At 59.9% G+C, this 19,001-nt stretch carries 15 protein-coding genes; 2 read left to right on the top strand and 13 right to left on the bottom strand.

Annotated features, from left to right (window positions below; all coding sequences use genetic code 11):
- Positions 1–256: 256 nt before the first annotated feature.
- From sucD to sdhC, 9 genes are all read right to left on the bottom strand, one after another.
- Positions 257–1,138 carry a succinate--CoA ligase subunit alpha gene (gene sucD / locus KI242_RS08980; protein ID WP_003223019.1) on the bottom strand — a complete coding sequence of 294 codons (882 nt, stop codon included), beginning with the start codon at positions 1,136–1,138 and terminating at the stop codon, positions 257–259.
- Complete coding sequence (gene sucC / locus KI242_RS08975) at positions 1,138–2,304, bottom strand: ADP-forming succinate--CoA ligase subunit beta (RefSeq protein WP_009047768.1); 1,167 nt, start codon at positions 2,302–2,304, stop codon at positions 1,138–1,140. The genes sucD and sucC overlap by 1 nt, the downstream gene beginning before the upstream one ends.
- Before the next feature lie 230 nt (positions 2,305–2,534).
- The gene (lpdA, locus tag KI242_RS08970; protein ID WP_011060054.1) at positions 2,535–3,971 is read right to left on the bottom strand and encodes a dihydrolipoyl dehydrogenase; all 1,437 of its coding nucleotides are present in this window, start codon (positions 3,969–3,971) and stop codon (positions 2,535–2,537) included.
- A 100-nt stretch (positions 3,972–4,071) separates the two neighbouring features.
- On the bottom strand, positions 4,072–5,295 hold the full coding sequence (gene odhB / locus KI242_RS08965; RefSeq protein ID WP_212806062.1) for a 2-oxoglutarate dehydrogenase complex dihydrolipoyllysine-residue succinyltransferase: 1,224 nt from the start codon (positions 5,293–5,295) through the stop codon (positions 4,072–4,074).
- A gap of 42 nt (positions 5,296–5,337) precedes the next feature.
- Complete coding sequence (locus tag KI242_RS08960; protein WP_212806061.1) at positions 5,338–8,169, bottom strand: 2-oxoglutarate dehydrogenase E1 component; 2,832 nt, start codon at positions 8,167–8,169, stop codon at positions 5,338–5,340.
- A gap of 263 nt (positions 8,170–8,432) precedes the next feature.
- Positions 8,433–9,137, bottom strand: a complete 705-nt coding sequence (locus tag KI242_RS08955; RefSeq protein ID WP_011060051.1) for a succinate dehydrogenase iron-sulfur subunit — start codon at positions 9,135–9,137, stop codon at positions 8,433–8,435.
- Between the two features lie 12 nt (positions 9,138–9,149).
- Positions 9,150–10,922, bottom strand: a complete 1,773-nt coding sequence (gene sdhA, locus KI242_RS08950) for a succinate dehydrogenase flavoprotein subunit (RefSeq protein ID WP_011060050.1) — start codon at positions 10,920–10,922, stop codon at positions 9,150–9,152.
- Between the two features lie 3 nt (positions 10,923–10,925).
- Entirely contained in the window at positions 10,926–11,294 is a 369-nt protein-coding gene (gene sdhD / locus KI242_RS08945; RefSeq protein WP_011060049.1) for a succinate dehydrogenase, hydrophobic membrane anchor protein, read from the bottom strand.
- Positions 11,288–11,674, bottom strand: a complete 387-nt coding sequence (gene sdhC / locus KI242_RS08940) for a succinate dehydrogenase, cytochrome b556 subunit (protein WP_015634665.1) — start codon at positions 11,672–11,674, stop codon at positions 11,288–11,290. Before sdhC ends, sdhD begins: the two co-directional genes overlap by 7 nt.
- A 350-nt stretch (positions 11,675–12,024) precedes the next feature.
- Here sdhC and gltA point away from each other — a divergent pair, with 350 nt between their 5' ends.
- Entirely contained in the window at positions 12,025–13,314 is a 1,290-nt protein-coding gene (gltA, locus tag KI242_RS08935) for a citrate synthase (RefSeq protein ID WP_011060047.1), read from the top strand.
- 294 nt (positions 13,315–13,608) lie between these two features.
- Here the strand turns inward: gltA and KI242_RS08930 are convergent, their stop codons facing one another.
- From KI242_RS08930 to KI242_RS08920, 3 genes are all read right to left on the bottom strand, one after another.
- Positions 13,609–15,267: a cation acetate symporter gene (locus KI242_RS08930; protein ID WP_041116733.1), complete on the bottom strand. Its 1,659-nt coding sequence runs from the start codon at positions 15,265–15,267 to the stop codon at positions 13,609–13,611.
- Positions 15,264–15,575, bottom strand: a complete 312-nt coding sequence (locus tag KI242_RS08925; protein ID WP_011060045.1) for a DUF485 domain-containing protein — start codon at positions 15,573–15,575, stop codon at positions 15,264–15,266. Before KI242_RS08925 ends, KI242_RS08930 begins: the two co-directional genes overlap by 4 nt.
- Positions 15,576–15,765: 190 nt before the next feature.
- On the bottom strand, positions 15,766–16,617 hold the full coding sequence (locus KI242_RS08920) for a glycine betaine ABC transporter substrate-binding protein (protein ID WP_011060044.1): 852 nt from the start codon (positions 16,615–16,617) through the stop codon (positions 15,766–15,768).
- 330 nt (positions 16,618–16,947) lie between these two features.
- On the opposite strand from KI242_RS08920, the gene KI242_RS08915 reads away from it, so the two are divergent.
- Positions 16,948–18,501: a beta (1-6) glucans synthase gene (locus KI242_RS08915; RefSeq protein ID WP_244868172.1), complete on the top strand. Its 1,554-nt coding sequence runs from the start codon at positions 16,948–16,950 to the stop codon at positions 18,499–18,501.
- Between the two features lie 27 nt (positions 18,502–18,528).
- Here the strand turns inward: KI242_RS08915 and KI242_RS08910 are convergent, their stop codons facing one another.
- Positions 18,529–18,894, bottom strand: a complete 366-nt coding sequence (locus tag KI242_RS08910) for a hypothetical protein (RefSeq protein WP_011060042.1) — start codon at positions 18,892–18,894, stop codon at positions 18,529–18,531.
- Positions 18,895–19,001 lie beyond the last annotated feature (107 nt).

Here is a 19,001-nt window from a genome sequence, read left to right as displayed (position 1 = left end):
TCCGTATAAGACTGACCCGTTTAGCGCGCAGCGACCTTGTGGGCAGCAGACGCAAAAAGAGGCGGCTAGATTACAGAATCGGTAAGACAAGCGCACTGTTCCAGGGCGAACTATCCGATATGCGACAGAATGATGTCGCATTTTTGAAATTATATTTCCCCCAGGCTCTGTGCAGGATGCAGGTCTCCTACGACAGAAAGCACAAAGGCCACCCGAAGGTGGCCTTTGCTGGTTTTGCGTCAGCTAAGCGCGAGGCTTACTTGACAGCCCAACCGGTCAGCTCGGCCAGGGCCTTGCCGATGTCTGCCAACGAACGCACGGTTTTTACACCGGCGTCTTGCAGAGCAGCGAATTTCTCGTCTGCAGTGCCTTTGCCGCCAGAGATGATTGCGCCAGCATGGCCCATGCGCTTGCCCGGAGGAGCAGTCACACCAGCGATGTAGGAAACAACCGGCTTGGTCACGTGAGCCTTGATGTAGGCAGCTGCTTCTTCTTCAGCCGAACCGCCGATCTCACCGATCATCACGATCGCTTCGGTCTTCGGGTCTTCCTGGAACAGCTTCAGGATGTCGATGAAGTTCGAACCCGGGATCGGGTCACCACCGATGCCGACGCAGGTGGACTGACCGAAACCGGCGTCAGTAGTCTGCTTAACAGCTTCGTAGGTCAGGGTGCCGGAACGGGAAACGATACCGACCTTGCCTGGCAAGTGAATGTGACCTGGCATGATGCCGATCTTGCATTCGCCTGGGGTGATCACGCCTGGGCAGTTAGGGCCGATCAGGGTAACACCCAGCTCGTCGCACTTAACCTTGGCGTCCAGCATGTCCAGGGTAGGAATGCCTTCGGTGATGCAGACGATCAGCTTGATGCCGCCGAAGGCCGCTTCCAGGATCGAGTCCTTGCAGAAAGGAGCTGGAACGTAGATCACGCTGGCGGTAGCGCCAGTGGCAGCTACAGCGTCTTTCACGGTGTTGAACACTGGCAGGCCCAGGTGCTCGGTGCCGCCTTTGCCAGGAGTTACGCCGCCAACCATCTTGGTGCCGTACTCGATGGCTTGCTGGGTGTGGAAACTACCTTGCGAACCGGTAATACCCTGGCAGATAACTTTGGTGTCTTTATTGATCAGGACGCTCATTATTTGCCCTCCGCAGCTTTGACAACTTGTTGAGCAGCGTCGGTCAGGCTGGTAGCAGCGATGATGTTCAAGCCGCTTTCTGCCAGTACTTTAGCGCCCAGTTCAGCGTTGTTGCCTTCAAGGCGAACAACAACCGGGATTTTCACGCCGACTTCTTTCACGGCGCCGATGATGCCTTCGGCAATCATGTCGCAGCGAACGATGCCGCCGAAGATGTTGACCAGTACTGCAGCGACGTTGGTGTCGGACAGGATGATCTTGAAGGCTTCGGTCACGCGCTCTTTGGTAGCACCACCACCTACGTCGAGGAAGTTGGCTGGCTTGCCGCCGTGCAGGTTGACGATGTCCATGGTACCCATGGCCAGGCCGGCACCGTTGACCATGCAGCCGATGTTGCCTTCCAGAGCTACGTAGTTCAGTTCGAACTTGGCAGCGTGGGCTTCGCGCGGATCGTCCTGGGACGGATCGTGGAAGGTTTTCAGCTTAGGCTGACGGTACATGGCGTTGGCGTCGATGTTGATCTTCGCGTCCAGGCAGTGCAGATCGCCGTCGGCCTTGATCACCAGCGGGTTCACTTCCAGCAGGGCCAGATCGTGATCCTGGAACAGTTTGGCCAGACCTACGAAGATCTTGGCGAACTGGGCAACTTGCTTGCCTTCCAGACCCAGTTGGAAAGCCAGCTCGCGACCCTGGAATGGCTGAGCGCCAACCAGTGGATCGATAGTGGCCTTGAGAATTTTTTCTGGAGTGTCGTGAGCGATTTTCTCGATGTCCACGCCACCTTCGGTGGAAGCCATGAACACGATGCGACGGCTCGAACGGTCAACGACAGCGCCCAGGTACAGCTCTTTAGCGATATCAGTGCACGATTCAACCAGGATCTTGGTGACAGGCTGGCCATTGGCGTCAGTCTGATAGGTCACCAGACGCTTGCCCAACCACTGCTGAGCGAATGCCTTAGCGTCTTCTTTGCTGCGAACCAGCTTAACGCCGCCCGCTTTACCGCGACCACCGGCGTGAACCTGGGCTTTGACAACCCACTCGGAGCCGCCGATTTTGTCGCAAGCTTCTGCTGCTTCTTCCGGGGTGTCTACCGCGTAGCCTTTGGATACTGGCAGGCCGTATTCAGCGAACAGCTGCTTACCCTGATACTCGTGAAGATTCATGCTTTTTACCGTCTTCGTTAGGTACTGCGCATTCGGCGCTGCGCTCAAGATTGAGTGCCGCACCACCTGTGACCGCTACTCTCAAAACCAGCGCCACACCTGAACCCGGAGCCTGGGCCCCGGTCCAGTGTGTGGCGCTACCTCGAGAGGTCGAGTCCAGCGGATATTCCGCGGTGAGTCTTGCGCACAAGGCTCACGACGGGCCAACCGCCGTGGTTTCTTATTATTGCTTAGCGTTTCTTGCGGTTGGCAATGTGGATGGCAGTGCCATTCACAGCCAGAGCTGCTTCGTGCAGGGCTTCGGACAGGGTCGGATGGGAGAAAACCATCATGCCCAGGTCTTCGGCGCTGGTGCCGAATTCCATGCCGATCGCACCTTGCTGAACCAGTTCCGCAGCGCTTGGGCCAATCACGTGGACGCCCAATACGCGGTCAGTCTTGGCATCGGCGATGACTTTGACGAAACCACCGGTGTCGTTGGCTGCCATGGCACGGCCGCTGGCGGCAAACGGAAAGGTGCCGACGTTAACTTCAACGCCTTCAGCTTTCAAGGCCTGCTCGGTTTTACCGACCCATGCAATTTCCGGGTGAGTATAGATAACCGAAGGGATCAGGTCATAGTTCATCTGGGCTTTGTGGCCCTTGATGCGCTCGGCAACCATGATGCCCTCTTCCGAGGCCTTGTGAGCCAGCATCATGCCGCGCACCACGTCACCGATGGCGTAGACGCCCGGTACGGTGGTAGCACAATGATCGTCAACGTGCACGAAACCGCGCTCGTCGAGGGTCACGCCGCAATCGGCGGCCAGCAGATCGGTGGTCACCGGACGGCGACCAACGGCTACGATCAGCTTGTCGAAAGTGATGGTCTGTTCGCCGTTGGCATCGGTATAGGTCACTACGACTTCTTCGCCGTTGACCTTGGAGCCGGTCACGCGAGCGCCCAGCTTGATGTCCAGACCCTGTTTGGTCAGGGTTTTCAGCGCTTCCTTGGAGACAGCGGTATCAGCGGCCATCAGGAAGGTGTCCAGGGCTTCCAGGACAGTCACTTGCGCACCCAGGCGCGACCATACCGAACCCAGTTCCAGGCCGATGACGCCAGCGCCGATCACGCCCAGGCGTTTTGGTACGGATTGGAATTCCAGAGCGCCGGTGGAATCGACGATGACATTCTGATCGACCGGAGCCGGTGGAATGTCGATCGGACGCGAGCCTGGAGCCAGGATCACGTTTTCGGCTTCGATCACTTCAACCGAACCGTCAGGCTTGGTGACTTCGACTTTCTTGCCGGCCAGCAGTTTGCCGTGGCCCTGGATCGAAGTGACGCCATTGGCCTTGAACAAGGTGGCAACACCGCTGGTCAGGCCTTTGACGATATTGGCCTTGCGACCCACCATGGCTGGTACGTCCATGGTCACGCCAGCGTGGTTGATACCGTGGATGGCAAAACCGTCCTGGGCTTCGTGGAATTTCCAGGAGCTGTCCAGCAGCGCCTTGGAAGGAATGCAACCGACGTTCAGGCAAGTACCACCGAGGGCCAGCTTGCCCTCTTTATCGGTGTACTTCTCGATGCAAGCGGTGGTGAAACCGAGTTGTGCGGCCTTGATTGCGGCGACATAACCGCCTGGGCCCGCGCCAATCACTACCACGTCGAATTTCTGAGTCATAAAAGGTTCCTTTTAACGGCAAGCTAGAAGCTGCAGCCGCAAGCTTGAAGCCTCTTGCCCTGGGGCACGAAGCTTCCCGCTTGCAGCATGCAGCTGCTTTTTAGATTTCCAGGAGCAGACGAGCCGGGTCTTCCAGCAGGTTCTTGATGGTCACCAGGAACGTCACGGCTTCTTTACCGTCGATCAGGCGGTGATCGTAGGACAGCGCCAGATACATCATCGGACGGATGACCACTTGACCGTTGATCGCCATAGGACGCTGCAGAATGTTATGCATGCCCAGGATCGCGGCTTGTGGCGGGTTGACGATCGGGGTCGACATCATCGAACCGAAAGTACCACCGTTGGTGATGGTGAAAGTACCACCGGTCATCTCTTCCATCGACAGCTTGCCGTCACGGGCCTTCTTGCCGAAGGTAGCGATGCCGCCTTCGATTTCGGCCAGGCTCATCAGTTCGGCGTTACGCAGAACCGGAACCACCAGGCCACGGTCGCTGGAGACCGCAACACCGATGTCGGCATAGCCGTGGTAGACGATGTCGGAACCGTCGATCGAGGCGTTGACAGCCGGGAAGCGCTTCAGGGCTTCGGTGGCGGCCTTGACGAAGAACGACATGAAGCCCAGGCGTACGCCATTGTGGGACTTCTCGAACAGATCCTTGTACTTCGAACGCAGGGCCATGACTTCAGTCATGTCGACTTCGTTGAAGGTGGTCAGCATCGCCATGTTCGACTGGGCTTCAACCAGACGCTCGGCAACCTTGGCACGCAGGCGGGTCATAGGCACGCGCTTCTCAACGCGATCACCGGCAGCGAAGACCGGAGCAGCAGCGGCAGGAGCCGGAGCCTTGGCAGGCGCGGCAGCCGGAGCGGCTTTCTTCGCGGCAACAGCAGCGACCACGTCTTCCTTGGTCACACGGCCGCCTTTGCCGGTACCGGCAACGGAAGCGATGTTGATACCGTTTTCTTCAGCCAGCTTGCGCGCGGCAGGAGCAGCGATTGGATCGTCTTCGCCATCGGCAGCAGCCGGGGCAGCAGCGGCGGCGGCCGGAGCGGCGGCGGCGGCAGGAGCAGCGGCAGCAGCGCCGCCTTCAACGATGGAGCCCAGGACTTCGTCGGACAGAACGGTGTCGCCTTCGTTCTTGACGATAGCGCCCAGCACGCCGTCAGCGGTGGCCAGAACTTCCAGCACAACCTTGTCGGTCTCGATGTCAACGATCAGCTCGTCACGCTTGACGGCGTCGCCCGGTTGCTTGTGCCAGGTGGCAACGGTGCCATCGGCAACCGATTCCGGGAAAGTGGGGGCTTTGATCTCGATAGCCATTATCTGTGGTTCCTTAAATTCGGTTTCAGGTGCGCGAAAGCGTTAAACAGTAAAGGCATCTTGCAGCAGTTTTTCCTGCTGCTCAGCGTGCATCGATGCATAACCACAAGCTGGAGCAGCAGAAGCGTCACGGCCCGCGTACTCGAGTACGAGCGACTTGTTGTGACCGCTGATGATGCGACGCATGTGATGCTGGCTGCAGTACCAGGCACCCTGGTTCATCGGCTCTTCCTGACACCAAACGATGTGTTTGACGTTTTTGTACGGAGCCAGGACTTCGATCAGGTCGTCCTCAGGGAATGGGTACAGCTGCTCGATACGCACGATGGCGATGTCGTCACGACCTTCGGCACGGCGTTTTTCCAACAGGTCGTAGTAGACCTTGCCGCTACACAGAATGATGCGACCCACGTCTTTTGGATCCTGGGCATCGATTTCCGGGATAACGGTCTGGAACGAACCTTCCGCCAGATCTTCCAGGGTCGAGATGGCCAGTTTATGACGCAGCAGGGATTTCGGTGTCAGCACGACCAGCGGCTTGCGCAGCGGACGAATCACCTGGCGACGCAGCAAGTGGTAGATCTGAGCCGGCGTGGTCGGTACGCATACCTGGATGTTGTGCTCGGCGCACAGCTGCAGGTAACGCTCCAGACGAGCCGAGGAGTGCTCGGGACCCTGACCTTCATAACCGTGTGGCAGCAGCATCGTCAGACCGCAGAGACGGCCCCACTTGTGCTCGCCGCTGGTGATGAACTGGTCGATCACCACTTGGGCACCGTTGGCGAAGTCGCCGAACTGGGCTTCCCAGATCACCAGCGCGTTAGGCGTGGTGGTGGAGTAGCCGTATTCGAACGCCAGTACGGCTTCTTCGGACAGGAACGAATCGTACAGGTCGAAACGTGGCTGGCCTTCGTACAGGTGCTGCAACGGGATGTAGGTGCCGGCGTCCTTCTGGTTGTGCAACACCGCATGGCGGTGCGAGAAGGTGCCGCGGCCGATGTCCTGGCCGGTCATGCGAATCGGGTGACCTTCGAACGCCAGGGTCGCGTACGCCATGGTTTCAGCGTAACCCCAGTTGATCGGCAGGCCGCCGGCTTGCATCTTCTGACGGTCTTCGTAGATCTTCGCGACCTGACGCTGAACCACGAAACCTTCCGGCAGCTCCAGCAGCTTGGCGGACAGTTCCTGAAGAGTCTTGAGGTCGAAGGTGGTGTCGTGACGCGCGGTCCAGGTATGGCCCAGGTACGGACGCCAGTCCACGAACAGCTCTTTGTTCGGCTCCTTGACCAGGCTTTTGACCACGTGCAGACCGTTGTCCAGCGCGTTGCGGTATTCGTCGACTTTCTCCTGAACACGCTCTGCGTCGAGCACACCGCCCTGGGTCAGGCGATCGGCATACAGTTCACGGGTGGTGCGCTGCTTGGCGATCTGCTGATACATCAGTGGCTGGGTGCCGCTTGGCTCGTCGGCCTCGTTGTGGCCGCGACGACGGTAGCAGACCAGGTCGATCACCACGTCGCGCTTGTACTGCATGCGGTAGTCGATGGCCAGCTGGGTCACGAACAACACGGCTTCCGGATCATCACCATTCACATGGAGGATCGGTGCCTGGATCATCTTCGCAACGTCGGTGGCGTACTCGGTGGAGCGCGAGTCCAGCGGGTTGCTGATGGTGAAACCGACCTGGTTGTTGATCACGATGTGCACAGTGCCGCCGGTACGGAAACCGCGGGTCTGGGACATCTGGAAGGTTTCCATCACCACGCCCTGGCCGGCGAACGCCGCGTCACCGTGGATCGAGATCGGCAGAACCTTGTCGCCGGTCTGGTCGTTGCGACGGTCCTGACGAGCGCGCACCGAACCTTCGACCACTGGAGAAACGATTTCCAGGTGGGACGGGTTGAACGCCATCGCCAGGTGAACTTCGCCACCGGTGGTCATGACGTTGGACGAGAAGCCCTGGTGGTATTTAACGTCACCGGAACCCAGCTCGACCTTCTTCTTGCCTTCGAACTCATCGAACAGCTCGCGCGGGTTCTTGCCGAAGGTGTTGACCAGCACGTTCAGACGGCCACGGTGGGCCATGCCGATTACCACTTCCTTGGTGCCGTAGGAACCGGAGCGCTGGATCAGCTCGTCGAGCATCGGAATCAGGCTCTCGCCGCCTTCCAGACCGAAACGCTTGGTGCCCGGGTATTTGGTACCCAGGTATTTTTCCAGGCCTTCAGCCGCAGTGACGCGCTCGAGCAGGTGGCTCTTGATGTCGGCGGAATAGGTCGGACGGCCGCGCACGCTTTCCAGACGCTGCTGGAACCACTGACGCTGCTCGGAATCGGTGATGTGCGTGAATTCAGCGCCAATGGTGCGGCAATATGTCTGCTGCAACGCTTCGTGAATTTCGCGTAGGCTCGCTTCCTCTTTGCCGATGAACAGGTCGCCGGCACGGAAGGTCGTATCAAGATCGGCATTGGTCAAGCCGTAATGATTGATCGACAGGTCTGCAGGTGCAGGACGCTGCCACAGCCCCAGCGGGTCCAGCTGGGCTGCCTGGTGGCCACGCATCCGATAGGCCTGGATCAATCGCAGCACTTCAACTTGCTTCTTCTCGTGCTCACTGCTCACGCTACCGGCGGATACCGGTTGGGCGCGGCGCTGGTTCTTTGCCAGCAAGACGAAATGATCGCGGATTGTCGAGTGCGAAACATCGATGGCAGTGCTGCCGTCGGTAGGCAACTTCTGAAAGTAAGTGCGCCACTCTTCTGGCACAGCGTTAGGGTCGTGCAGGTAGAGCTCGTAGAGCTCTTCCACATAGGCAGCGTTACTACCGGATAGGTAGGCGCTGTTCCACATGCGCTGCATCACGCTTTCTTGCATGCTTGGTCACCCTCGGTTAGGGGAACACCACCGGCGACGACACCGAGCAAGCTTGCAGAAGTCCGAATGCAGCGACCAAAACAAGCCACTTAGGATCACGCTGATAGTCCGGGTACCAGCCCGGATGCCCCTGCTTGTCTCATTTCTTCAAAATATAGAGCAGCCACTTTGTGAGCTGCTGCTCAGGTTAGAGCCATGACGCGGGTTGAAGCCCGCGCCGTGGCTTTTACGGGTACAGCGGTCCTACGGGTACAACAGCTGAATCACACGCCACTCTGCAGCAGCATGTTACGAATGTGACCGATGGCCTTAGTCGGGTTCAGGCCCTTCGGACAAACGTTGACGCAGTTCATGATGCCCCGGCAGCGGAATACGCTGAACGGGTCGTCCAGGGAAGCCAGACGCTCGGACGTCTTGGTGTCACGGCTGTCTGCCAGGAAGCGGTAGGCTTGCAGCAGGGCAGCTGGACCCAGGAACTTGTCCGGGTTCCACCAGAAAGACGGGCAAGAGGTCGAGCAGCAAGCGCACAGGATGCACTCGTACAGACCGTCGAGCTTCTCGCGCTCTTCCGGGGACTGCAGACGTTCGATGGCCGGAGCCGGCGTATCGTTCTGCAGGAATGGCTTCACCTTCTCGTATTGCTTGTAGAAGATGCTCATATCGACGACCAGGTCACGGATAACCGGCAGACCTGGCAGCGGGCGAACAACCAGCTTGTTCTTCTTGACCACGGCAGACAGCGGCGTGATGCACGCCAGACCGTTCTTGCCGTTGATGTTCATGCCATCGGAACCGCAAACGCCTTCACGGCAGGAACGACGGTAGGAAAAACCTTCGTCCTGCTCTTTGATCAGGGCCAGCACGTCCAGCACCATCAAGTCCTTGCCACCGGTGTCTACCTGGAAAACCTGGGTTTTCGGAGCCGAGTCGGTGTCAGGGTTGTAACGATAAACTTCAACTTGCAACATATCGATCACCCTTTAGTAAGTCCGGACTTTTGGTTCGAAAGTCGGAACAGTCTTCGGCGAGAAGTTGACCGCACGCTTGGCAACGCGCTTCTCACCCGGGAAGTACAGGGTGTGGCACAGCCAGTTTTCGTCGTCACGGTCTTCGAAGTCTTCACGGGCGTGAGCGCCGCGGGACTCTTTGCGCACTTCGGCAGCGATGGCAGTGGCTTCGGCCACTTCCAGCAGATTCTGCAGCTCAAGTGCTTCGATACGCGCAGTGTTGAAAGCTTGAGACTTGTCGTTGATCTTGACGTTGGCGATACGCTCGCGCAGGTCAGCCAGCTGGGCGATACCCTTCTGCATGTATTCGCCGGTACGGAATACACCGAAGTAGTTCTGCATGCAGTTCTGCAGCTCGCGACGCAGGGTTGCAACGTCTTCACCGGTGGTGCGCTCGTTGAGCTTGGCCAGGCGGTTCAGGGCAACGTCGACGTCGGTGTCGCTGGCGTCGCGGTATTCGATACCGTCGGTCAGCGCTTTTTCCAGGTGCAGACCGGCTGCACGGCCGAACACCACCAGGTCCAGCAGCGAGTTGCCGCCCAGACGGTTGGCGCCGTGTACCGATACGCAAGCCACTTCACCCACTGCGAACAGGCCAGGGATGATGGTGTCTTCGCCAGCGGCGTTCTGTGTGATGGCCTGGCCATGAATGTTGGTGGCAACGCCACCCATCATGTAGTGGCAGGTTGGAACGACCGGAACCGGAGCAACCACCGGGTCAACGTGCGCAAACGTCTTGGACAGCTCGCAGATACCTGGCAGGCGGCTGTGCAGCACTTCCTCGCCCAGGTGGTCGAGCTTGAGCATCACGTGGTCGCCGTTCGGGCCACAGCCGTTGCCGGCGATGATTTCCTTGACCATGGAGCGCGCAACAACGTCGCGGCCAGCCAGGTCTTTGGCGTTCGGAGCATAACGCTCCATGAAACGCTCGCCATGCTTGTTGATCAGGTAACCACCCTCACCACGGCAACCTTCGGTTACCAGTACACCGGCGCCGGCAATGCCGGTCGGGTGGAACTGCCACATTTCGATGTCTTGCACCGGAACGCCAGCACGCAGCGCCATACCAACGCCGTCACCGGTGTTGATCAGGGCGTTGGTGGTGGAGGCGTAGATACGACCTGCACCGCCGGTGGCCAGAACGGTGGCCTTGGAGCGGATGTAGGTGGTTTCGCCGGTTTCGATGCAGATAGCGATCACGCCGACAAAGGCGCCGTCCTGGTTCTTCACCAGATCGACCGCGTACCACTCGTTGAGGAAGGTGGTGCCGGCTTTCAGGTTGCCCTGATAAAGGGTGTGCAGCAGTGCGTGACCGGTACGGTCGGACGCTGCGCAGGTACGAGCAGCCTGGCCGCCCTTGCCGTAGTCCTTGGACTGACCGCCGAAAGGACGCTGGTAGATACGACCGGTTTCGGTACGGGAGAACGGCAGACCCATGTGGTCCAGTTCGAAGACCGCAGCCGGGCCTTCCTGACACATGTATTCGATAGCGTCCTGGTCACCGATGTAGTCGGAACCCTTGACGGTATCGTACATGTGCCAGCGCCAGTCATCGTTCGGGTCCGCCGAGGCGATCGCGCAAGTGATGCCGCCCTGGGCAGACACAGTGTGCGAACGGGTCGGGAACACCTTGGTGATCACCGCAGTCTTGTGGCCGCCCTGGGCCAGCTGCAGTGCGGCACGCATGCCGGCGCCGCCGCCGCCAATGATGATGGCGTCGAATGAAATGGTTGGAATGTTAGCCATGAATCAGATACCCCAGAGAATCTGCACACCCCAGACGAAGTAAGCGAACATCGCGACGCCGCATACTGCCTGGAAAAGGAAACGTACTGCTGTGGCCGACTTGCCCAGCGCCATCGGCGTCAGGTAGTCAGTCGAGATGGTCCACATGCCGACCCAGGCGTGAGCGCCCAGGGCCACCATGGCCAGCAGACTGAAGATACGCATCCAGTTGTTTGCGAACAGGCCATGCCACTGGGTGTAGTCAATGCCCGGATTCGCTACGAGGTATCCGATCAGGAAAATGAAATAAGCCGCGAGAACGACCGCAGACACACGCTGTGCCATCCAGTCATAAAGGCCCGAACGCGACAGGTTCGTAACGCTGGTTACCATATCCAAACTCCCGCCAGAACGATTACCACCACGGATACGGCGATAACGATTTTCGAGCCCAGCTTGCCGCCTTCCAGCGTCTCACCGATGCCCATGTCCATAATCAGATGGCGTACACCGGCCACCAAGTGATACAGCAAGGCGGACAGGAGGCCCCATGCAACGAATTTGGCCAGCGGACTGGTCAAGCACGCCTTCACCTCGGCATAGCCTTCCTCGGAGCCCAGGGATTTGCTCAATGCATAAAGCATGATGCCGATGCCCAGGAAGAGGATGATGCCGGAAACACGGTGGAGAAACGACGTAACGCCGGTGATGGGGAGTTTGATGGTCCTTAGGTCTAGGTTTACAGGTCGTTGGCTATTCACGGCTTTTTTCACACTGAAGAGCCCCTAACAATCAGGGCAAAGTTGTTGGGGAGTGCACTGGTCAGGCAACCACTACCCAGGGAGTGCGACCCCCAGCAAAGCGGGCCCAGAAGCCTACGGAGGTCGGTGGCCGAGTATAGACAGTTAGGCTACTAATGACAACGCAAAGACCTTCCCCTAATAGCTGATTGCGTTAGCGTTATAAAAGGCGTAAATGGCGCTGAATTTCGCGAAAAAATCCCTCCCAAAGCCTTCTGGGACAAGACTTTAGGCAAATTGACATTCGGATTTATCTCACTATAGTGGTGCGGGCCCTGCGTGGGGGGTCTGTCTGATGATTTCAAGCATAAATAGGAGGCCACATGGCTGACAAAAAAGCGCAGTTGATCATCGAGGGCGCAGCCCCCGTCGAGCTGCCCATTTTAACCGGCACCGTTGGTCCCGATGTAATCGATGTTCGGGGTCTGACGGCCACGGGCCGCTTCACTTTTGACCCGGGTTTCATGTCGACCGCCTCCTGCGAGTCGAAAATCACCTACATCGACGGCGACAACGGCATTCTGCTGCATCGCGGCTACCCGATCGAACAGCTGGCCGAGAAATCGGACTACCTGGAAACCTGCTACCTGCTGCTCAACGGTGAATTGCCCACCGCCGAACAGAAGGCCCAGTTCGTCAGCACCGTGAAGAACCACACCATGGTTCACGAACAGCTCAAGAGCTTCTTCAACGGTTTCCGTCGCGACGCCCACCCGATGGCGGTGATGTGCGGCGTAGTCGGTGCCCTGTCGGCGTTCTACCACGACTCCCTGGACATCAATAACCCGCAGCACCGCGAAATCTCCGCCGTGCGCCTGGTGGCCAAGATGCCGACCCTGGCAGCGATGGTCTACAAGTACTCCATGGGCCAGCCGATGATGTACCCGCGCAACGACCTATCGTACGCGGAAAACTTCCTGCACATGATGTTCAACACCCCGTGCGAGATCAAACCGATCAGCCCGGTACTGGCCAAGGCAATGGACCGGATCTTCATCCTCCATGCCGACCACGAACAGAACGCCTCGACGTCCACCGTGCGCCTGGCGGGCTCCTCGGGTGCCAACCCGTTCGCCTGTATCGCTGCCGGTATCGCTGCACTCTGGGGCCCGGCCCACGGCGGTGCCAACGAAGCGGTACTGACCATGCTCGACGAAATTGGCGATGTCTCGAACATCGACAAGTTCATCGCCAAGGCCAAGGACAAGAACGATCCGTTCAAGCTCATGGGCTTCGGTCACCGCGTGTACAAGAACCGCGACCCGCGCGCCACCGTGATGAAACAGACCTGCGACGAAGTACTCAAGGAACTGGGCATCAACAACGATCCGCAACTCGAACTGGCCATGCGCCTGGAAGAGATCGCCCTGACCGACCCGTACTTCATCGAGCGCTCGCTGTACCCGAACGTCGACTTCTACTCGGGGATCATCCTCAAGGCGATCGGCATTCCAACCAGCATGTTCACCGTGATCTTCGCCCTGGCGCGGACCGTCGGCTGGATCTCGCACTGGAAGGAAATGCTCTCCAGCCCGTACAAGATCGGCCGTCCACGCCAGCTGTACACCGGCTACGAGTCGCGTGACATCACCAAACTGGAAGACCGCAAATAAGACCTGCCTTGCGCAAACGTCTTAGCTGCACCGGATACGGCCTCTAACAGAGGTCGTATTTGTTTCTGCCCTCCCCTCGCCCCCCCCAACCCGCAGGATCCGGCCTGCCGGCGAAGAGCCCTGCACGCCCCGCTCCTCACATACGCTTGCGCTGGCAAGCCAGCTCCTATGCTCCTGCACCTGCAGTCGGGGGGCTCCGGACAGGGCGAGCGGACAGAAAAATGCCCCGGTCTCTCGATCGGGGCATTTCGCCATTACGCAGCTTCTATATAGAAGCCGATACATTCATCTCGCTTAGTGCGACACCGCCCCACTGGCACCCAGGCCGGTCTGCGAACGCACGAACTGCGGGAAAAACAGCGCCCGCTCGTTGACCGCCGCGGTCGACTTGTCGGTGATGGAGAAGAACCAGATACCGATGAAGGCGATGATCATCGAGAACAGCGCCGGGTACTCGTACGGGAAGATCGCCTTCTCGTGATGCAGGATCTGCACCCAGATGGTCGGGCCGAGGATCATCAGCGCCACGGCACTCACCAGGCCCATCCAGCCGCCAATCATGGCGCCACGGGTGGTGAGCTTCTTCCAGTACATGGAAAGCAGCAGTACCGGGAAGTTGCAGCTGGCGGCAATGGAGAACGCCAGGCCGACCATGAACGCGATGTTCTGGCTTTCAAAGAGAATGCCCAGGCCGATGGCCAGTACGCCCAATGCCACGGTGGTGATCTTGGAAACGCGGATCTCGTCCTTCTCGTTGGCCTTGCCCTTCTTGATCACGCTGGCATACAGGTCATGGGACACCGCCGAGGCGCCAGCCAGGGTCAGGCCTGCAACGACCGCCAGGATGGTGGCGAAGGCCACGGCCGAAATGAAGCCGAGGAACACGCTGCCGCCCACTGCGTTGGCCAGGTGCACCGCCGCCATGTTGTTGCCGCCCAGCAAGGCGCCTGCGGCATCCTTGAAGTCCGGGTTGGTGCTTACCAGCAGGATCGCGCCGAAGCCGATGATGAAGGTCAGGATGTAGAAGTAGCCGATGAAGCCAGTGGCATAGAGCACGCTCTTGCGAGCTTCCTTGGCATCGCTGACGGTGAAGAAGCGCATCAGGATGTGGGGCAGGCCAGCGGTACCGAACATCAACGCGAGGCCTAAGGAGAACGCCGAGATCGGGTCTTTCACCAGGCCGCCGGGGCTCATGATCGCTTCACCCTTGGGGTGAACCTTGATCGCTTCGGAGAACAGGGTGTTGAAGTCGAAGTTGACGTGCTTCATCACCATCAGTGCCATGAAGGACGCGCCGGAGAGCAACAGCACCGCCTTGATGATCTGCACCCAGGTCGTGGCCAGCATGCCGCCGAACAGCACGTACAGGCACATCAGGATGCCCACCAGGATCACCGCCACATGGTAGTCGAGGCCGAACAGCAACTGGATGAGCTTGCCGGCACCCACCATCTGCGCGATCAGGTAGAACGCCACCACCACCAGCGAGCCACAGGCCGACAGGGTGCGGATCTGGGTCTGCCCGAGGCGGTAGGACGCCACGTCGGCAAAGGTGTACTTGCCCAGGTTGCGCAGGCGCTCGGCGATCAGGAACAGAATGATCGGCCAGCCCACCAGGAAGCCGATGGAGTAGATCAGGCCGTCATAGCCGGAAGTGAACACCAGGGCGGAAATCCCCAGGAAGGACGCCGCGGACATGTAGTCGCCAGCGATCGCCAGGCCGTTCTGGAAGCCGGTGATCTTGCCGCCCGCCGCGTAATAGTCGGCAGCCGACTTGTTGCGCTTGGAGGCCCAGTAGGTGATGCACAGGGTGGCACCGACGAAGACCACGAACATCACGATCGCCGATACGTTGAGTGGTTGCTTGTGGACTTCGCCCGTCAAGGCGTCTGCAGCCCAGAGGGCGGGAGCGAAGACGGCAAGACCGAGTGCTGCGAATAGACGTCGGATCATTGCTGAGCCTCCTTCAGGATCGCATTGTTCAACTCGTCGAATTCGCCGTTGGCGCGTCGCACATAGATGGCCGTCAGGATGAAGGCCGAGAGAATCAAGCCGACACCGATGGGAATACCCCAGGTGATGGATGAGGTAGGACTGAGTTTGGCGCCCAGGATCTGGGGGCCATAGGCGATCAACAGGATGAAAGCCGAGTAAAGCCCAAGCATGATCGCCGAGAGAATCCAGGCGAACCGCTCTCGTTTGCTGACCAGCTCCTTGAAACGCGGGCTGTTTTGAATCGAGAGGTAAATGCTGTCGTTCATTGTTTTTATCCTCGCAGCACAGATTTTAGGTGGAACCTAATCCACTCTATGCGGCTATGGAGCAGGTTCCAGACGACCTTAGTATTAGAACGACATTAGCGTTGGCGCCGGTTTTTTCTTCAATAAATGACAAGGCCGCCCACTGTTTCCAGTGCGCGGCCTCAAGACCCCTGATCTAGACGCGTTGTGCTTATTTAGCAGTCCACTCGGCAACCCTTTCCGGGTGCTTGCTCACCCAATCCTTGGCCGCCACATCGGGTTTTGCACCCTCTTGAATGGCCAGCATGACCTCACCGATTTCATCTTTCGAGGCCCACTGGAATTTCTTCAGGAAGGCCGCGACTTCCGGCGCCTTCTTCTCCAGGCCCTTGCTGCCGATGCTGTTGACGGTTTCAGCTGCGCCGTACACGCCCTTCGGGTCTTCGAGGAAGCGCAGTTTCCACTTGGCGAACATCCAGTGCGGCACCCAGCCGGTCACGGCGATGGAATCCTGTTTTTCTTCGGCGCGGGTCAGCTCGGCGATCATTGCCGCCCCGGAACTGGCCTGCAGCTTGTAGTCCAGGCCGTAGTCCTTGATCGCCTGGTCGGTCTTGAGCATCACCCCCGAGCCGGCGTCGATGCCGACGATCTTGTTCTTGAACGTGGTATCGGTCTTGAGGTCCTCGATGGACTTGGCCTTGACGTACTCCGGCACGATCAGGCCGATCTTGGCGTCCTTGAAGTTGGGGCCGTAGTCCACCACCTTGTCCTTGTTCTTGGCCCAGTACTCGCCATGGGTCACCGGCAGCCAGGCCGAAAGCATGGCGTCGAGCTTGCCGGTGGCTACGCCCTGCCACATGATCCCGGTCGCCACCGCTTGCAGCTTGACGTCATAACCGAGCTTCTGCTTGATCACTTCCGCCGCCACATGGGTCGTCGCCACGCTGTCGGACCAGCCGTCGACATAGCCGATGCTCAGGGTCTTGCTGTCGGCACTGGCCAGAGTGGAGCTGATGGCAAGTACCAGTGCGGCACCTGCGCCTAAGAGTCGTCGCATCTTCATCGTTACTTCCCCGAAAAGTGCAGTGCCGGGCGGCTGCCAGGCACGTCAACGTATGGTTATGGTGCTCAGCGCCCCCATCACGCCTCACCGCGAACGCGTTCGATCATCAGCGGAGTACTGATGCCTGGATCATCAACCCGCCCTGTTCCGCGACCTGCTCTGTCTACGACCTCAAGGCAGCCAGCAGCGACATCAGATAGCCAGTAACCAACGGCCGACCTCTCCCGGGCAATGGGTCCGCCCGAACTTTGCATGTCAAAATCATGCAGCCCACCAAGCTGCGGACAAATGCGGGTAAGATGCCCGGCTTTGTTCCACGACGGCCCGATCATGCCCGCCACCCCTCGTTTCCACGCCCTGCCCTATCTGTTCGCCTGCCTGCTCGGGCTGCTGGCCCTCTGCGGTTATTGGTACGGCCTTGGCCGGCCGGTGCACCTGCCGGATGTCGCCAGCGCCAGCCACAAGCTGCAGTGCGCTTCCTACACCCCGTTCGACAAGGACCAGTCGCCCTTCGACCAGCCGTTCAAGCTGCGCCCGCAGCGCATGGACGCCGACCTGGCCCTGCTGGCGACCCGTTTCGAATGCATCCGTACCTATTCCATGACCGGCCTGGAAGCCCTGCCGGACCTGGCGCGCAAGCACGGCCTGAAGCTGATGATCGGCGCCTGGGTCAACAGCAACCCGGTGGACACCGAGAAGGAGGTCGACCTGCTGATCGCCTCGGCCAACGCCAACCCGGACGTGGTCAGTGCGGTGATCGTCGGTAACGAAGCACTGCTGCGCAAGGAGGTCACCGGCGCGCAATTGGCGCGGCTGATCCTCAAGGTCAAGGCCGGGGTCAAGCAGCCGGTGACCTACGCCGATGTCTGGGAGTTCTGGCTCAAGCACCCGGAAATCGCCCCGGCGGTGGATTTCCTCACCATCCACCTGCTGCCGTACTGGGAAGACGATCCGTCGAACATCGACGCCGCCTTGAACCACGTGGCCGAGGTGCGCCAGGTGTTCGGCAACCGCTTCGCCCCCAAGGACGTACTGATTGGCGAGACCGGCTGGCCCAGTGAAGGCCGGCAGCGAGAAACCGCGCTGCCCAGCCGGGTCAACGAGGCCAAGTTCATCCGCGGCTTCGTCGCCCTGGCGGAACACAATGGCTGGCACTACAACCTGATCGAAGCCTTCGACCAGCCCTGGAAGCGCGCCAGCGAAGGTGCCGTCGGTGGCTACTGGGGACTGTTCGATGCTGATCGCCAGGACAAGGGCATCCTCGCCGGCCCGGTGTCCAACCTGCCGTACTGGCCGCTGTGGCTGGGCGTCGGCGGCCTGATACTGCTCGGAACCCTGGTGCTCGGCGGCCGGCCCCGCGACCACCGCGCCGCCCTGCTGCTGCCCCTGTTGGGCGCAGTGGCCGCTTGCAGCATCGGAACCTGGGGAGAACTGGCGCGGGCAACCAGCCGTTTCGCCGGTGAATGGTGCTGGGCCGCGTTGCTGCTGGGGCTCAACCTGCTGGTGCTGGCCCACGCCGCCCTGGCCCTGAGCCCTCGCCAGGGCTGGCGCCTGAAAGCCTTCGATGCACTGGAGAAACGGGCCGGCTGGCTGCTGACGGCCGCAGGCTTCGCCGCGGCGGTGATGATGCTGGAGCTGGTGTTCGACCCGCGCTACCGCAGCTTCCCCAGCGCGGCCCTGCTACTGCCGGCACTGGTCTACCTGTGCCGCCCGGTGCGAGTGCCGCGCCGGGAGATTGCCCTGCTGACCTTTATCGTCGGTGCCGGCATTGCCCCGCAGTTGTATCAGGAAGGTCTGGCCAACCAGCAGGCCTGGGGCTGGGCCCTGGTCAGCCTGCTGATGGTAGCGGCGCTTTGGCGCAACCTGCGGGCCCGCAGGGCCTGAGGCCATAGGCCATGGCCGCTGCTGCGGCTATGGCTTGCTGGCGCGCACCAGGCGCAAGCCGGCAATCACCACGGCAAATACCGCCAGGGTGGTGTTGTACAGGGCCAGGGCCGGGATGCCAATCAGCAACGCCAGTACGCCCAGCCCCCAACCGGCACGCCCGGGCATGACAAAACCCAGGAGCGCCACGGCCACCGCGCTCCAGCCCAGCACCTTGAAGTGAATCATCCAACCCAGGCTGGAGCGCAGCCCGCACTCCCAGCGGCTGGCAGCCTCGACACAGGCACCCACCCAGCGCGCATCCTCCATGAAGCCGTAGCGCAGGCCATAACTGGCGGCCAGCCACAGCGGCAGGACCACGAGCAGCAGAATCAGGGGAAGGCGGCGGGACATGAAACACTCCGAACAGTCAAAACGGCGCCCAGCATAATCCCCCGCAAACTCTTGGCAAGCGCCAGGCGCAGATATCTGTCATGCAAATGGCGGCAAAGTGTATCGTC

The organism is Pseudomonas sp. Eqa60 (assembly GCF_018326405.1).
Classification (GTDB): domain Bacteria; phylum Pseudomonadota; class Gammaproteobacteria; order Pseudomonadales; family Pseudomonadaceae; genus Aquipseudomonas; species Aquipseudomonas protegens.
This window is presented reverse-complemented; position numbering and strand designations above follow the sequence as displayed.

What these genes read in the sequence shown, in the direction of transcription:
- sucD (WP_003223019.1), bottom strand. Translation starts at nt 1,138, where the DNA reads ATGAGCGTCCTGATCAATAAAGACACCAAAGTTATCTGCCAGGGTATT.
- sucC (WP_009047768.1), bottom strand. Translation starts at nt 2,304, where the DNA reads ATGAATCTTCACGAGTATCAGGGTAAGCAGCTGTTCGCTGAATACGGC.
- lpdA (WP_011060054.1), bottom strand. Translation starts at nt 3,971, where the DNA reads ATGACTCAGAAATTCGACGTGGTAGTGATTGGCGCGGGCCCAGGCGGT.
- odhB (WP_212806062.1), bottom strand. Translation starts at nt 5,295, where the DNA reads ATGGCTATCGAGATCAAAGCCCCCACTTTCCCGGAATCGGTTGCCGAT.
- KI242_RS08960 (WP_212806061.1), bottom strand. Translation starts at nt 8,169, where the DNA reads ATGCAAGAAAGCGTGATGCAGCGCATGTGGAACAGCGCCTACCTATCC.
- KI242_RS08955 (WP_011060051.1), bottom strand. Translation starts at nt 9,137, where the DNA reads ATGTTGCAAGTTGAAGTTTATCGTTACAACCCTGACACCGACTCGGCT.
- sdhA (WP_011060050.1), bottom strand. Translation starts at nt 10,922, where the DNA reads ATGGCTAACATTCCAACCATTTCATTCGACGCCATCATCATTGGCGGC.
- sdhD (WP_011060049.1), bottom strand. Translation starts at nt 11,294, where the DNA reads ATGGTAACCAGCGTTACGAACCTGTCGCGTTCGGGCCTTTATGACTGG.
- gltA (WP_011060047.1), top strand. Translation starts at nt 12,025, where the DNA reads ATGGCTGACAAAAAAGCGCAGTTGATCATCGAGGGCGCAGCCCCCGTC.
- KI242_RS08930 (WP_041116733.1), bottom strand. Translation starts at nt 15,267, where the DNA reads ATGATCCGACGTCTATTCGCAGCACTCGGTCTTGCCGTCTTCGCTCCC.
- KI242_RS08925 (WP_011060045.1), bottom strand. Translation starts at nt 15,575, where the DNA reads ATGAACGACAGCATTTACCTCTCGATTCAAAACAGCCCGCGTTTCAAG.
- KI242_RS08920 (WP_011060044.1), bottom strand. Translation starts at nt 16,617, where the DNA reads ATGAAGATGCGACGACTCTTAGGCGCAGGTGCCGCACTGGTACTTGCC.
- KI242_RS08915 (WP_244868172.1), top strand. Translation starts at nt 16,948, where the DNA reads ATGCCCGCCACCCCTCGTTTCCACGCCCTGCCCTATCTGTTCGCCTGC.
- KI242_RS08910 (WP_011060042.1), bottom strand. Translation starts at nt 18,894, where the DNA reads ATGTCCCGCCGCCTTCCCCTGATTCTGCTGCTCGTGGTCCTGCCGCTG.